This is a genomic window from Novosphingobium sp. BL-A-41-Hi4A-0G (genome assembly GCF_055521735.1).
Genome location: NZ_CM145501.1, coordinates 1,895,464 through 1,909,685, shown reverse-complemented (window position 1 = coordinate 1,909,685; position 14,222 = coordinate 1,895,464). Strand labels below are relative to the sequence as shown.

Here is a 14,222-nt window from a genome sequence, read left to right as displayed (position 1 = left end):
ATGAACCTGATTCAGCAGCTTGAAGCTGAAGCCATCGCCGAATTCAAGGCGAAGAAGGAAATTCCGGACTTCCGCGCAGGCGACACCGTCCGCGTCGGCGTGCGCGTCGTCGAAGGCGAGCGTACCCGTATCCAGGCCTACGAAGGCGTGTGCATCGCGCGCTCGAACCGTGGCCTCGGCTCGAACTTCACCGTTCGCAAGATCTCGTTCGGCGAAGGCGTGGAGCGCGTGTTCCCGCTCTACTCGCCCAACATCGATTCGATTACCGTGGTGCGCCGTGGTGTCGTGCGTCGTGCGAAGCTCTACTATCTTCGTGGCCGCACCGGCAAATCGGCGCGTATTGCTGAGCGCAAGGTCACCAAGGCCTGAGCCCAAGGGACTAAACGCCGCGACACGGCTAACGTGTTAGAAAGGCGTCCTGGCTCAGAGCCAGGGCGCCTTTTCTGCTTTCATACGCAACCATTTCGGGCCACCTAGGCGCATCGCAAACATGCCCCGGTGACAAGCCGGGCCAGAGGATACCGAAAACCCATGCGTCATTTTCGCCTGCTCGCCGCCTGCGCGCTTTCAACCATCATCGCCGCGCCCGCGCTTGCCCAACAGGGATCACCGATGACCACTGCCGCGCCCGCTGAAGCCAAGAACCTGACGTTCGAGCGCGTTTTTGCCAGCCCGAGCCTGAATGGTCCGGCACCGCGCGCGGTGAAGCTTTCGCCCGATGGCCGCTACCTGACGCTGCTGCGCAACCGCGCCGACGACCGCGAGCGCTACGACCTGTGGGGCTTCGACCGCCAGACCGGCGAGTGGAAGATGCTGGTGGATTCGCTCAAGCTCTCGTCCGGTCGCCAGTTGACCGAGGCCGAGAAGATGCAGCGCGAGCGGCAGCGCATCGGCGATCTCAAGGGCATCGTTTCCTACGAGTGGGCTGCGGACGGCAAGTCGGTGCTGGTGCCGGTGGACGGCGATCTGCTGCTGGCCGGTCTCGACGGATCGGTGCGCAAGGTCGAGGGTACCAAGGGCGGTGAGTTGACGCCGAAGCTCGGGCCGAAGGGCGAGCATATCGCCTTCGTGCGCGACCGGCGCTTGTGGGCGGGGCCGGTGACCGGTGCAGCAGCGCAGGCGATTACGCCCGAGGAGACGAACGTAGACGTCCATTGGGGCGAGGCCGAGTTCGTTGCGCAGGAGGAAATGAACCGCTTCAACGGCTTCTGGTGGTCGCCCGATGAAAGCCGCATTGCGGTCGAGCGCTTCGACGAGAGCATGGTCGGCGTGGTCACGCGCGCGGCGATCGGCGCGGAAGGCACCAAGACTTTCGACCAGCGCTATCCGGCGGCGGGCACGCCCAATGCCGAAGTCTCGCTCTATGTCATGGGTCCGGACGGTTCGAACCGGGTGCAGGTCGACCTTGGCGCGAACAAGGACATCTACCTCGCCCGCGTCGACTGGGCACCCGATGGCAAGACGCTCTACGTCCAGCGGATGAACCGTGAGCAAACCGTGCTCGACATGCTCAAGGTCGATCCTGCAACCGGCAAGTCGAGCGTGCTGTTCAGCGAGAAGGCAGCGGACAAGCACTGGATCGACCTGTCCGACAGCTACCGCTTCCTTTCGGACGGCAGTCTGGTTTGGTGGTCTCAGCGTGACGGGTTCGGGCACCTCTATCGCTTCAACAAGGGCAAGTGGAGCCAGCTGACCAAGGGCGAGTGGGTCGTTACCGGGCTCGTCGGCGTCGATGAGAAGGGCGGCAAGCTTTACCTCACCGGCACCAAGGACGACGTTCTGGCGCAACAGGTCTATGCGATGGACCTCAAGGCTCCGGGCAAGCTGACGCGACTGACCGAGCTCGGCTGGGTCAACGGCGCGAGCATGGACAAGAGCGGGCAGACGCTGATGATCTCGCGCTCGTCAGACGCGCAGCCGGCGCAGTCGTACATTGCCGACACTACCGGCAAGCGCCTTGCGTGGATCGAGGAGAACAAGGTTGCAGGCGCGCACCCCTATGCGCCCTACCTTGCCAGCCATCGCCCTGCACAGTTCGGTACGATCCCGGCGGCTGACGGTACCCCGCTGTACTACATGATGATCACGCCGCCGCTGGAGCCCGGCAAGAAGTACCCCGTCTTCACCTACCACTATGGCGGGCCGACCGCGCAGGTGGTGGGCAAGGGCTTCCAGGGTGCGCTGGCGCAGGCGATTGTCGACAAGGGTTACATCTACTTCGCCATCGATAATCGCGGGTCGGAGAACCGTGGCGTGAAGTTCGCCTCGGCGCTGCATCATGCGATGGGCTCGGTCGAGGTCGAGGACCAGCTGGCAGGCGCGATGTGGCTTAAGAAGCAGCCGTTCGTCGATGCTGACAAGATCAGCACTTTCGGCTGGTCCTATGGCGGATACATGTCGATCAAGATGCTCGAGGCCAATCCGGGCGCCTATGCGGCGGGCATCGCCGTGGCGCCGGTGACCAAGTGGCAGATGTACGACACGACCTATACCGAGCGCTATCTTGGCGACCCGACCAAGCTGCCAAAGGTCTATGAAAAGTCGAACGCGCTGGCCGAAACGAGCAAGATCAGCGATCCGCTGCTGATCATCCACGGCATGGCCGATGACAACGTGGTGTTCGAGAACGCCAGCGCGATTATCGCCAAGATGCAGGCCGAGGCGGTGCCGTTCGAGATGATGCTCTATCCCGGCTACACCCACCGCATCAGCGGCCCGAAGGTGAGCCAGCACTTGTACGAGACGATTTTCCGCTTCCTTGACCGTAATGGCGCGGGGAGCGGGAAGTAGCCTCACTTCATGGGCCTAAAGCCCAAAACACTTGGCTGGTCGGAACCAGCCGCTAGAGCACGGCCCGTCCGCTGAACGAAGGGCGGGCCGCAGGAAGGGAATGGAAATGGGTTACCGGGTTGTAGTGGTCGGCGCGACGGGGAATGTGGGCCGCGAGATGCTCAACATTCTGGCCGAGCGCGAGTTTCCCTGCGACGAGATCGCGGCAGTCGCCTCGCCGCGCTCGCAGGGCACCGAGATCGATTTTGGTGAGACCGGCAAGAAGCTCAAGGTCCGCAACATCGAGAACTTCGACTTCGCCGGCTGGGACATTGCGCTCTTCGCCGCAGGTTCGGGCCCGACCCAGATCTATGCCCCCAAGGCTGCCGCTGCAGGCTGCGTGGTGATCGACAACTCGTCGCTCTACCGCATGGACCCGGACGTGCCGCTGATCGTGCCTGAGGTGAACCCGGACGCCATCGACGGCTACACCAAGAAGAACATCATCGCGAACCCCAACTGCTCGACCGCGCAGCTGGTCGTGGCCTTGAAGCCGCTCCACGATGCCGCAAGGATCAAGCGCGTCGTCGTTGCCACCTACCAGTCGGTTTCCGGCGCGGGCAAGGAAGGCATGGACGAGCTGTTCGAGCAGAGCCGCGCGATCTTCGTGGGCGATCCGCTCGAAGCCAAGAAGTTCACCAAGCAGATCGCGTTCAACGTGATCCCGCACATTGACGTGTTCCTCGACGACGGTTCCACCAAGGAAGAGTGGAAGATGGTTGCCGAGACCAAGAAGATCCTTGATCCCAAGATCAAGCTGACCGCGACCTGCGTGCGCGTGCCGGTTTTCGTCGGCCACTCCGAAGCGGTGAACATCGAGTTCGAGGACGAGATCAGCGCCGAGCAGGCCCAGAACATCCTGCGCGAAGCTCCCGGCGTCATGCTGATCGACAAGCGCGAGAACGGCGGATACGTGACCCCGGTCGAATGCGTTGGTGACTATGCCACGTTCATCTCGCGCGTGCGTGAAGATCCGACCGTCGACAGCGGCCTTTCGCTGTGGTGCGTGTCTGACAACCTGCGCAAGGGTGCGGCCCTCAACGCGGTGCAGATCGCCGAACTGCTCGGCCGCCGCCACCTCAAGAAGGGCTGAGCCATTCCATGACGGCAGTCACCACCGAGTCCTTCCCCGGCCACGGCAGCGCGCCGCTGGCGCTGCACCGGATGGGGCAGGGAAGGCCGGTGGTGCTGCTGCATGGGCTGTTTTCCTCGGCTGAGGTCAACTGGATCAAGTTCGGAACGGCAGCGCAACTGGCAGAGGCCGGGTTCGAATGCTTGATGCCGGACTTGCGGGTGCATGGGCAGAGCGCCGCGCCACACGATCCCGACGCTTATCCGCAGGACGTGCTCGTGCGCGATCTGGAAGCGTTGGTTGCGCATCTTGGCCTCACGGACTTTGACCTCGTCGGCTTCTCGCTCGGTTCGCGCACCTCGGCGCGAGCTGTAATTGCCGGGATGCGACCGCGCAGGCTGGTGCTTTCGGGCATGGGGCTCGAGGGTCTTGCCGGATGGGCGCGGCGGCAGGATTTCTTCCTCGACGTGATCGACCGGTTCGGCACGATCAAGCGCGACGACCCCGCCTATTTCTCGCAACAGTTCCTCAAGACCATGGGCGTCGATCGCGTGGCGGCGCGCCTGCTTCTGGGGACGATGGCCGATACCGATCCGGCCGAGCTTGCCGCGATCACCATGCCGACGCAGGTGCTGTGCGGCGATCAGGACAACGACAACGGCTCTGCCGAAAGGCTGGCGCAAGTGCTGGCCGATGCCGTGCTGACCTTCATCCCCGGCACGCACATGAGCTGCGTGACGCGGCCCGAAATGGGGCGCGAACTGGTCGCTTTCCTGCGCGACTGAAAAAGGCTGCAAGACCCCCTTGCCGACCTCAGGCATTGGTGGCAGCTTCCCTCCATAACGAACGGGCCGACAAGAGCTCTCTCGGGATTGAGGATGCAATGATTTCAAGGAAGCTGCTTGCCGCGATGCTGGCAGGCGTTCTGGTTCCCGCAGCTGCCAATGCTGCGACGACCGTGTCCGCCGTAAAGCCGGACAGCGTTGCCGAAGCGCTCAAGAACCTCGGTTACACCGCAGAACTTGCCAAGGACGCAAACGGCGATCCCCTGATCAATACCGAGATCGGCGGCTGGCAGGCGGCCCTGCTGTTCTACGAATGCAACGAGAAGACCCACGACAGCTGCCAGTCGCTGCAGTTCGTTGCCAATTTCACGCCGGAGAAGAAGTTCACCGCAGAAGATGCGGTGCGCTTCAACCGCAACACCCGCTTCGCCTCGGTATCGCTGGGCAAGGAAGATGGCGTGATGATGACATGGGATGTGGTGACCGGAAAGGGCATCGACTTCGAGGTCTTCTCCAATGCGGTCGACATGTTCCGCAGTGCCATGGACACGCTCGGCACCGAAGTTTTCAAGTAACGGAGCCCGCCCCGGCCACCCCGGGCGCAGGGACGCAACCTGGGCAATCCGCGAGCAGGGCTAGCTGCTCCGGGTTGCCTTTTCTTTTTAGGTGTTGGGCTGGTTAAGTCGTTCTGCGCGGCTGGGTTCGGGTGCCACGGCAGAGGTTATGGGCCCCGGCCTTCGCCGGGGTGACGAGAAAACTAACCATATCTCACCACCGTCACCCCGGCGAAGGCCGGGGCCCATGACGTTTCAGAAACAGACCACCCATTGCCTCAACGGAACGGCGGTTCGTTGAACGCGCGCAGCTTGCGGCTGTGGAGGCGGGGGCCTTCGCGGCGCAGTAGGTCGCAGGCGGTGGTGCCGATGGCGAGGTGTGCGGCGATGGCTTCCTCGTAGAAGCGGTTGGCCTGCCCCGGCAGCTTGATCTCGCCATGCAGGGGCTTGTCCGAGACGCACAGCAGCGTTCCGTAGGGCACGCGGAAGCGATAGCCCTGGGCGGCGATCGTCGCGCTTTCCATATCGATGCCGACCGCGCGGCTGAGCGACAGGCGGCGGGCGGAGTGGCTGTAGCGCAGTTCCCAGTTGCGATCATCGGTGGTGACGATGGTGCCGGTGCGCATGCGCTTCTTGAGATCTGTGCCGCCTTCGCCCGAGACGAGTTCGGCCGCCCTCTGCAGCGCGACCTGAACTTCGGCGATGGCGGGAATGGGGATTTCCGGTGGCAGCACCGGATCGAGCACGTGATCGTCGCGCAGATAGGCGTGGGCGAGCACGTAGTCGCCGATCTTCTGCGTGGGTCGCAGGCCGCCGCAGTGGCCGATCATCAGCCAGGCCTCGGGGCGGAGCACAGCGAGGTGGTCGCAGATCGTCTTGGCATTGGACGGGCCGACGCCGATGTTGACCAGCGTGATGCCTGACTTGTCCGGCGCGACGAGGTGGTAGGCGGGCATCTGGTGCCGCCGCCATGCGGTGTCGGACAGGCGCCCGCGAGCATTGTCCGTCCGTGCGTCGAGGCTCAGGCCACCTGCGCCGGTGAGCGCGATGTAGCTCTCGCCATCGATCTGCTGGCCCGCCCAGTCGACGAATTCGTCGACATAGCGATGATAGTTGGTGAACAGGATGTAGCGCTGGAAGTCTTCGATCTGCGTGCCGGTATAGTGCGCGAGGCGGGCGAGGCTGAAATCGGTGCGCAAGCCATCGAACAGTGAGAGCGGCATCGGACCGTCACCGACGTTGTATTCTCCATCGGCAATCTCGTCGCCGATATGGGCAAGGTCGGTGGCCGGGAAATGCTTGGCCAGTTCCGGCGGGCTGACCCTGCCGATCTGTGCGCCATAGGCTCCGTCGAGCACGTAGGGGAAGGGGATTTCCTGACGTGACCGACCGACTTCGATGCGCACGTTGTAGGATGAGCGGATCAGCTCGATCTGTTCGGCCAGGTAATCGGCAAACAGGGTGGGGCGGGTGACCGTGCAGGCATAGTCGCCACGCTGCGTCAGCCGCCCGAAGGCGCGCCCTGTGGATTCGTTGTCCGGATCGTTTTCCAGCCTGATGCGCAGCTCGGGATAGCAGTAGCTGCCATCGTGGCGCTTGTTGATCGAAGGGGTGGCGCCGGTGTTGGCATAGGCTGCGATGTCTTCGCGAAGCTGGGCAACGGCGCTGTCGTAAAGGCGGGAAAGTTCGGCGAGGATCGTTTCGGTTGTAGCCATCGGACAGGATGTAGCGCGGCTTTGTTGCGCTGCAAAGAAGCGCGGCGAAAAAGGGCGTTTGCCGCTGCACCAACCAAGTCGCCCCAACGAAAAAGGGGCGCCCCGAAGGACGCCCCCAATTCAGTTTGCCGCAGCGGTAGCGAAGCCTCAGGCTTCTGCTTCCTCGCTGCCTTCCAGCAGCTCGGCCGGGATTTCACCGGGTTCCGCGTTCGGGTCGTAGGCTTCGGTGAAGCCGCCGACTTCGGTGTCGAACATCGCGTCGATGACGTTGACGCCCTGCGACTGCAGAGCGGCTTCGTCGGCCGAACGGGCGACGTTGACCTTGACGTTGACAGAGACTTCCGGGTGCAGTGCGACCTTGACGGTGTACACGCCCAGCGTCTTGATCGGGCGCTCCAGCACGACCATCGACTTGGTCACCTTGGCGCCCTGTTCAGCCAGTGCGTCGGAGATGTCGCGGACCGAGACCGAGCCGTAGAGCTGGCCGGCGTTCGACGAGGCGCGGATGAGCACGACTTCCTTGCCTTCGACGTTGGCCGATTCGACCTTGGCGTCTTCACGGCGGGCGGCGTTTTCGGCTTCGATGCGGGCGCGGTTGGCTTCGAAGACCTTGCGGTTGGCTTCGTTGGCGCGCAGGGCCTTCTTGTTGGGAAGAAGGAAGTTGCGTGCGTAGCCGTCCTTCACGGTGACTTCGTCACCGATCGAACCCAGCTTCTCGATGCGCTCGAGCAGGATGATCTGCATGGGTAGCGCTCCTTACTTGACGATGTAGGGCAGGAGGCCGATGTGCCGGGCGCGCTTGATCGCCTGGCTCAGCTCACGCTGCTTCTTCGCCGAAACGGCGGTGATGCGCGACGGGACGATCTTGCCACGCTCGGACATGAAGCCCTGAAGCAGGCGCACATCCTTGTAGTCGATCTTCGGCGCGTTCTTGCCCGAGAACGGGCAGCTCTTGCGGCGACGGAAAAACGGACGAGCCATGTCTTATTCCCCTTCGCGTTCGCGGCGGCGGCTGCGCTCGCGGTCGTTCTTGCGCATCATCACCGACGGACCACCTTCATGCTCGTCAACGCGGACGGTCATGTAGCGGATCACGTCTTCGTTGATCTGCGTCTGGCGCTCGAGCTCGGCGATGGTGGCGCCGGGAGCTTCGATGTTCAGCAGGACGAAGTGTGCCTTGCGGTTCTTCTGGATCTTGTAGGCCAGCGAACGGAGGCCCCAGGTCTCGGTCTTGGTGACCTTGCCGTTGTTGCTCTCGACGATTTCGGTGGCGGCGGCGGCAAGCGCGTCAACCTGAGCCTGGCTCAGATCCTGGCGAGCCAAAAAGACATGCTCGTAAAGCGGCATGCTTTGTGCTTCCTTATCTCTCTAACCGATCGCTGGCTGATCCGCGGGATTGCGGGGCCCCTCCGGCTTTCTTGCATTTCACTGGCCAGATGCCGGTGAAGGGGCGGCGCTTAGCGATTCTGGCACGGAAAGCAAGCGCGATCTTGTCGTCCGGGCTCTTGCCAAGCCTCCGTGTAGTGCGTTTAATCGTCCCCTTAAGGGAGATTTCGATGCTTGTGAAGATCGAACGCGATGGCGCGGTTGCCGTGGTCACGCTCAATCGTCCGGAAGCGATGAACGCGCTGTCGTCTGCGCTGCGGGCTGAACTGGCGCGGGTCATGCGCGAGGTTGATGCCGATGAGGGCGTGCGCGCTGTGGTTCTGACCGGCGCGGGTGAGCGGGCCTTCACCGCCGGACTCGATCTCAAGGAGCTTGGCGCAGACACCTCCAATCTCGGCGATGCCAACGCTGCTGAGGCAACGCGCAATCCGGTCAAGGCGGTGGAGCAGTGCCGCAAGCCAGTGGTCGGCGCGATCAACGGCGTGGCCATAACCGGCGGCTTCGAGCTGGCACTCGCCTGCGATGTGCTGATCGCTTCCGAAAACGCGCGCTTTGCCGATACCCATGCGCGGGTCGGGATCATGCCGGGCTGGGGGCTGTCGCAGAAGCTCTCGCGGATGATCGGAATCTCGCGGGCGAAGGAGCTCTCGCTCACCGGCAACTTCATCGACGCCGGGCAGGCGCTGGCGTGGGGGCTGGTCAATCGCGTCGTGGCACCGGCCGACCTGCTTCCTGCTGCGATTGCGCTGGCGCAGGACATGGCAAGCATCGAGCCGCGCATGACAAGCGCCTACAAGCAGCTGATCGACGATGGCTATGCGCTTCCCTTTGGCGAGGCGCTGGCGCTGGAAGCGCGGGTTTCGACGGCGATGAACGGCAAGGTCGACGCCGCCGACGTCGAAGCGCGCCGTCTGGCCGTGATCGAGCGGGGGCGGTCGCAAGGATAAGGAAAGCAAGGGAGAGGGGCAATGACGATGGAACGCAGGCTCGTGGCTCTTGGAGCCCTGTTGCTCATGGCGGGAATGCTGACCGGTTTCGTTTCGGGAGCCCTGGCCAATCCACGCATGGGTCTGGTCGCGCATCTCGAAGGCCTGATGAACGGCATCCTGTTGATCGCGCTCGGAGCGGCATGGCGGCATGTCCAGCTGGGTGCCAGCGCGGAGCGGTGGGTCTGGGGCCTGCTGCTCTTCGGCACCACGGCCAACTGGTTCGCGACGCTTCTTGCCGCGATCTGGGGCGTCGGCAGCCTGACCATGCCGCTCACCGCTGCAGGACACACTGGGGCCGACTGGCAGGAATGGCTTGTCGGAGGCCTGCTGTTCGCGCTTTCCTTTGCGATGGTGGGCGCCTTCGCGCTGATAATCAGGGGCGTGTTGGCGCAGCGGGACTGAAGCGCTGCTCTTCAACAGTGCGCGGTGATCCGCAGAACAGGATCGACGTGAGATTGGTCGAACGCACGGCCAGATAGCTCGCCACGGCCATGAGCAGTACGGCCGAGGCGCCGAGCAGCCATTGCCCTTCCGGTGGAAGCGGCAGGCTGCGGGCGTGCGGCAGTAGCATCATCGCCCAGACGAGATGGAACAGGTAGATCGCCAGTGCGCCGTCGACGAAGAACGTCACCACGCGGCTCGGCCCGCGTATGCTCCACGCCAGAAGCCGGAACAGCGCCAGCGACATGAGGTAGGCCAGCGGCAGTTCGAGTGCGCGCAGCACCAGCGTGCCTGCAAGATCGGGATAGATATCCTTGCCGAGCGCCGGACGGATCAGCGGATCGAGCGGGATATAGGGCACCAGCAGCAGGACGATGCCCGGAACGATCCACCGGCTGCGCAGTGCAAACAGGCTTTCGCCAATGCGGCCATGCCAAGCCACTATGCCAAGAGCGAAGCCCGCAGCATGGAACACGAATTGCTGCCACAGCAGCGTCTCGCTTGGCGCGTTCGGAATTGGCGGGACTTGCTCGCTGGCATAGCGCACCAGTCCCCAGGCGCCGAGCAGGCCGAGCAGGACCAGAGCCCCTGGACCTGACAGCAGCATTGCCCGCTGCATCCGCTCGCCCGGTTGCAGCCAGCGCATCGGCACGGCGGCGTAAGTCAGGCAGAACCCTAGCAGCACGACGAGGAACCAGAGGTGGTCGAGTGCGAGCGGCAGGCCTAGGAAGGTCGGCGATGTCTTGCCCAGCAGGCTGTCCTGCAGTTGGTATTGCAAGGCGCCCAGCGTGAGCAGGCTGGCAAGGAACGGCAGGCCAAGACGGCGCGTCCGCTCGACAATCCAGGCCTTGGTACCCTTGCGCTCGCGGATCATGCCCGCGAAGTATCCGGCCAGCATGAAGAAGGCGAACATGCGGAAGACGTGGGTGATCGAGGCCCATCCACCGATCAGCAGAGATTGCTGGAAGTCGGTCGCCGCAGGATCGCTTTCGAAGATCGCCTTGGTCGCCACGTGGAACGGCAGGCCCAGCAACAGCAACAGCGCGCGGGCCGCGTCGAGGTGGTGCAGGCGTTTGGCGGGCGGCGTCATCGCCGGCGCTCTAGCGACATTGTGGCGCGCGCGCGAGATGGTGTTTTCACAGAGACGAGGCTGGGGTGGTCCCGGGCGTTAGGCCGAAAGTAACCGGCTTCGTTTATGCGGGCACGCTGCACATGGTGCAAATTGCAAGGCAAATGCCGGAATACAATGGCGGTAAGAGGAATCTTCAGAAGTCTGGTTAGGCAGGGCAGCGTGGACAATAGCCACGCTTCCGAACCTGCGTCCGTCCGATCTGAAGCGGCCGATCTCGATCCTGCGTTTCGCCTCTCCGTCATGAGCGAGTTCGAACGCTCAGGCCTCGGCTGGCTTTGGGCGACCGACGCTGAAGGGCGATTGAGCTATATCTCTCCGGCGGCCCTTTCCGGCGCATCGGCTTTGATTGGCCGTCCTTTCACCACGCTTGTCGAAACCGACAGCGATGCGGCGCAGGAACAGTCGGCCCGAACGCTTGGCTTCCAGCTTTCCGCGCGCAGCCGGATCGCCGACCTCATCGTCCGCCTTGCGGTCGACAAGGAGGATGGGAGGTGGTGGTCCCTTTCCGGACAACCCCGCCTGTCGGAGGACGGCAGCTTCGTCGGCTACACCGGGTTCGCGCGCAACGTTACCCGCGAATACACCCGCAAGCGCGATGACGAGCGCGCCGCCGAATACGATTCGCTGACCGGCCTGTACAACCGCCATCGTATGACCCGCAGGCTTGACGCCGTGCTTGCCGCGTTCCGCCCGGCGGGGCGCTGCTGCGGCCTGCTCATGCTCGATCTCGACAAGTTCAAGCACGTCAATGACACGATGGGCCACCCCGCCGGCGACGAACTCCTGCGGCAGGTGGCCGAGCGCCTGCGCAAGGTGATCGGCGAGCGGGGCGACATCGGACGCCTTGGCGGGGATGAATTCCAGGTAATCCTTCCCGATCTCGACGATCGCGGACGGCTGGGAGAGCTTGCCGCCAAGATCATCCAGATGGTGTCGCAGCCTTATGCCATTGGCGGAAAGCGCGCGGTGATCGGGACGTCCGTCGGCATCGCGGTATCCCCGCACGATGGCGAAGATCGCGAAGCGCTCGTCGCCTCGGCCGACCTAGCGCTCTACGCGGCAAAGAACGGCGGGCGTGGCCAGTTCCGCTTCTTCTCGGCAGACCTGAAGGACGAGGCGCAGGAGCGCACCGTGCTCAATCAGGACTTGCGCGAAGCGTTGACCCGCGACGAACTCGAACTCCATTACCAGCCCGTGGTCCGGATTGCCGACAGCTACGTCGTCGGCTTCGAGGCGCTTTTGCGCTGGAATCATCCCGAGCGGGGGCCAATTCCGCCCTCGCTGTTCATTCCGATTGCCGAGGAAAGCAACCTGATCGTGCCGCTGGGCGAATGGGCCTTGCGCAAGGCGTGCGAGGATGCGGCGAAGTGGCCCGACAACGTGCGGCTGGCGGTCAACGTCTCGGCGGTGCAGTTCGCAGTGCCAGGCTTTGTCGGGTCGGTTGCCTCGGCACTCGCCGTCAGTGGGCTCGATCCGGAACGGCTGGAACTGGAGCTGACCGAAACCGTGTTCATGCGCGAAAGCGAGGCGGTGGACGAGACGTTTGCGGCGCTCAAGGGCCTTGGGGTTCGCCTGGCACTGGACGATTTCGGTACCGGCTATTCGTCGCTCAGCTACTTGCGCTCGGCCCCGTTCGACAAGCTCAAGATCGATCGCAGCTTCGTCGAGACCTGCGCGGCGAAAGACAACAACAGCGCCAAGATCATCTCCGCCATTCTCGGGCTTGCCGATGCGCTCGGCATGGAGACCACGGTCGAGGGCGTCGAGGCCTTCGACCAGCTGGACGTCGTGAAGAAGCGCGGCGCGAAGCTCGTGCAGGGGCACCTCTTTGCCCGCGCCATGCCACTGGCTGAGGTCGAGACGAAGCTTGCGAGCGGCGATCTCAAGCTGGAACCCAGCGGACCGAAACGCCATCGCCCCGAGCGGCGCTCGGTGTTCCGCCGGGTCACCGTTATCCACGAAGACCATCGTTACGAAGCAGTCATGCGCGATCTTTCACGGACCGGTGCGCGTATCGATGGCCTGCTGGGGGTTCCGGTCGGCACGAGTCTGGTGGTCGATCTGGGCGGCGGTCAACTTGTCGTGTCAATGGTCGTGCGATCGGAAGAGGCGGTCATCGGCGTCGAATTCGAGCAGTCTCTGACCAGCGATGGGGCAGGAGGCCTCTGCACCCGGCACCGCGTCCCGCCCTCGACGCTGGCTGCAGCTTCGGCGGCTGCCGAACCCAAGGGCAAGCCCCGTTTCATTCAGGTTGCAGTGCCGGGATCGCGCGACAGGACGTAAAAAGCCGCTTCGGGACCCTTGCGCTCCGTCGGTCGTTACCGCACATCTGCGCCGCGATCGCATTTCTCAAGGACGTTTCCCGCTCATGCCCTCCGGCCTAGTCGCCCTGCTCGACGACGTTTCCGTCATTGCCCGTGCTGCCGCTGCTTCGCTTGACGATGTGAGCGCCGCCGCTGCCAAGGCGGGGACCAAGGCTGCAGGCGTGGTCATCGACGATGCGGCGGTGACCCCGTCCTACGTCACGGAGTTCACGCCGGACCGCGAACTTCCGGTGATCGCCCGCATTGCCCGGGGCAGCCTGTTCAACAAGCTGGTCATCCTGCTTCCGGCCGCGCTCCTGCTTAGCGCGTTCCTGCCCAGTGCGATCACGCCGCTGCTCATGGCGGGCGGTTTGTTCCTGTGCTTCGAAGGCGCCGAGAAGGTGATCGAGAAGCTCGGTGGCGAAAGGCATGGGCAGACGTTGGAAGACCACCCTACCGATGCCACGACGTTCGAGAACGAGCGCGTTTCCGGTGCGGTGCGGACCGACCTCATTCTCTCGGCCGAGATCATGGCGATCGCGCTGGCTGAAGTGGCCAGCGAAGGCATTGTCCAGCAGGCGCTGATCCTCGCGGTCGTCGGTATCGCGATTACCGTGGCTGTCTATGGCGCGGTCGGCCTGATCGTGAAGATGGATGACATCGGCCTGCATCTGGCAAGGAAGCCATCCGCTCTCGCCCGCAGCACGGGTGCATTCCTCCTGCGCGCCATGCCGGTGCTGTTGTCGCTGCTCGCAACGGTCGGCACCGCAGCGATGCTCTGGGTTGGAGGCGGCATCATACTGCACGGCCTGGAAGTTCTCGGCGTGTCCGGCCCTGCCGGAGTTGCCCATGCCGCCCAGCACGCGGTTGAACATGCTACAGGAGCGCTCGGCGGCGTGCTCGGCTGGCTGACTTACGCCGTGTCGTCAGCGCTCGTCGGGCTGGTGCTAGGCAGCATCGTTGCATTTGTCGTCCACATGATCGGCAAGGCGCGGGGCAAGCACTGATCCTGCCGC

Annotated in this window: 14 protein-coding genes; 9 read left to right on the top strand and 5 right to left on the bottom strand. The window is 63.8% G+C overall.

What is annotated here, in order from left to right; all coding sequences use genetic code 11:
* The 5 genes from rplS to ACZ1JX_RS09140 all read left to right on the top strand — a co-directional run bounded on the left by rplS (position 1) and on the right by ACZ1JX_RS09140 (position 5,261).
* A complete protein-coding gene (gene rplS / locus ACZ1JX_RS09160) occupies positions 1–369 on the top strand; it encodes a 50S ribosomal protein L19 (protein ID WP_465123255.1) in 369 nt (122 codons plus the stop codon).
* A gap of 162 nt (positions 370–531) precedes the next feature.
* Entirely contained in the window at positions 532–2,790 is a 2,259-nt protein-coding gene (locus tag ACZ1JX_RS09155; protein ID WP_465123254.1) for a S9 family peptidase, read from the top strand.
* 106 nt (positions 2,791–2,896) lie between these two features.
* Positions 2,897–3,922, top strand: coding sequence for an aspartate-semialdehyde dehydrogenase (locus ACZ1JX_RS09150; RefSeq protein ID WP_465123253.1), 1,026 nt, complete (start codon positions 2,897–2,899; stop codon positions 3,920–3,922).
* A gap of 8 nt (positions 3,923–3,930) precedes the next feature.
* Positions 3,931–4,686 carry an alpha/beta fold hydrolase gene (locus ACZ1JX_RS09145; RefSeq protein ID WP_465123252.1) on the top strand — a complete coding sequence of 252 codons (756 nt, stop codon included), beginning with the start codon at positions 3,931–3,933 and terminating at the stop codon, positions 4,684–4,686.
* 98 nt (positions 4,687–4,784) lie between these two features.
* Positions 4,785–5,261, top strand: coding sequence for a YbjN domain-containing protein (locus tag ACZ1JX_RS09140; RefSeq protein ID WP_465123251.1), 477 nt, complete (start codon positions 4,785–4,787; stop codon positions 5,259–5,261).
* 257 nt (positions 5,262–5,518) lie between these two features.
* Here ACZ1JX_RS09140 and ACZ1JX_RS09135 read toward each other — a convergent pair whose 3' ends face one another.
* The 4 genes from ACZ1JX_RS09135 to rpsF form a co-directional block, all read right to left on the bottom strand.
* Positions 5,519–6,955, bottom strand: coding sequence for an AMP nucleosidase (locus ACZ1JX_RS09135; RefSeq protein ID WP_465123250.1), 1,437 nt, complete (start codon positions 6,953–6,955; stop codon positions 5,519–5,521).
* A 147-nt stretch (positions 6,956–7,102) separates the two neighbouring features.
* Positions 7,103–7,699 (bottom strand): 50S ribosomal protein L9, encoded by a 597-nt coding sequence (gene rplI, locus ACZ1JX_RS09130; protein WP_465123249.1) that lies wholly within the window; start codon positions 7,697–7,699, stop codon positions 7,103–7,105.
* Positions 7,700–7,711: 12 nt separating this feature from the next.
* Complete coding sequence (gene rpsR, locus ACZ1JX_RS09125) at positions 7,712–7,936, bottom strand: 30S ribosomal protein S18 (RefSeq protein ID WP_011445073.1); 225 nt, start codon at positions 7,934–7,936, stop codon at positions 7,712–7,714.
* Between the two features lie 3 nt (positions 7,937–7,939).
* Positions 7,940–8,302, bottom strand: a complete 363-nt coding sequence (rpsF, locus tag ACZ1JX_RS09120) for a 30S ribosomal protein S6 (protein WP_144906398.1) — start codon at positions 8,300–8,302, stop codon at positions 7,940–7,942.
* Between the two features lie 209 nt (positions 8,303–8,511).
* Between rpsF and ACZ1JX_RS09115 the strand changes: the two genes are divergently transcribed.
* Complete coding sequence (locus ACZ1JX_RS09115) at positions 8,512–9,288, top strand: enoyl-CoA hydratase (RefSeq protein ID WP_465123248.1); 777 nt, start codon at positions 8,512–8,514, stop codon at positions 9,286–9,288.
* Positions 9,289–9,309: 21 nt separating this feature from the next.
* Entirely contained in the window at positions 9,310–9,732 is a 423-nt protein-coding gene (locus ACZ1JX_RS09110; RefSeq protein ID WP_465123247.1) for a hypothetical protein, read from the top strand.
* Here ACZ1JX_RS09110 and ACZ1JX_RS09105 read toward each other — a convergent pair.
* Complete coding sequence (locus tag ACZ1JX_RS09105) at positions 9,704–10,861, bottom strand: acyltransferase family protein (RefSeq protein WP_465123246.1); 1,158 nt, start codon at positions 10,859–10,861, stop codon at positions 9,704–9,706. The two genes, ACZ1JX_RS09110 and ACZ1JX_RS09105, sit on opposite strands and share 29 nt — an antisense overlap.
* A 282-nt stretch (positions 10,862–11,143) precedes the next feature.
* Between ACZ1JX_RS09105 and ACZ1JX_RS09100 the strand changes: the two genes are divergently transcribed.
* Both ACZ1JX_RS09100 and ACZ1JX_RS09095 read left to right on the top strand, forming a co-directional pair.
* Entirely contained in the window at positions 11,144–13,186 is a 2,043-nt protein-coding gene (locus ACZ1JX_RS09100) for an EAL domain-containing protein (RefSeq protein WP_465123245.1), read from the top strand.
* An 85-nt stretch (positions 13,187–13,271) separates the two neighbouring features.
* Positions 13,272–14,213 carry a DUF808 domain-containing protein gene (locus ACZ1JX_RS09095; protein WP_465123244.1) on the top strand — a complete coding sequence of 314 codons (942 nt, stop codon included), beginning with the start codon at positions 13,272–13,274 and terminating at the stop codon, positions 14,211–14,213.
* The last annotated feature ends 9 nt before the right edge of the window (positions 14,214–14,222 follow it).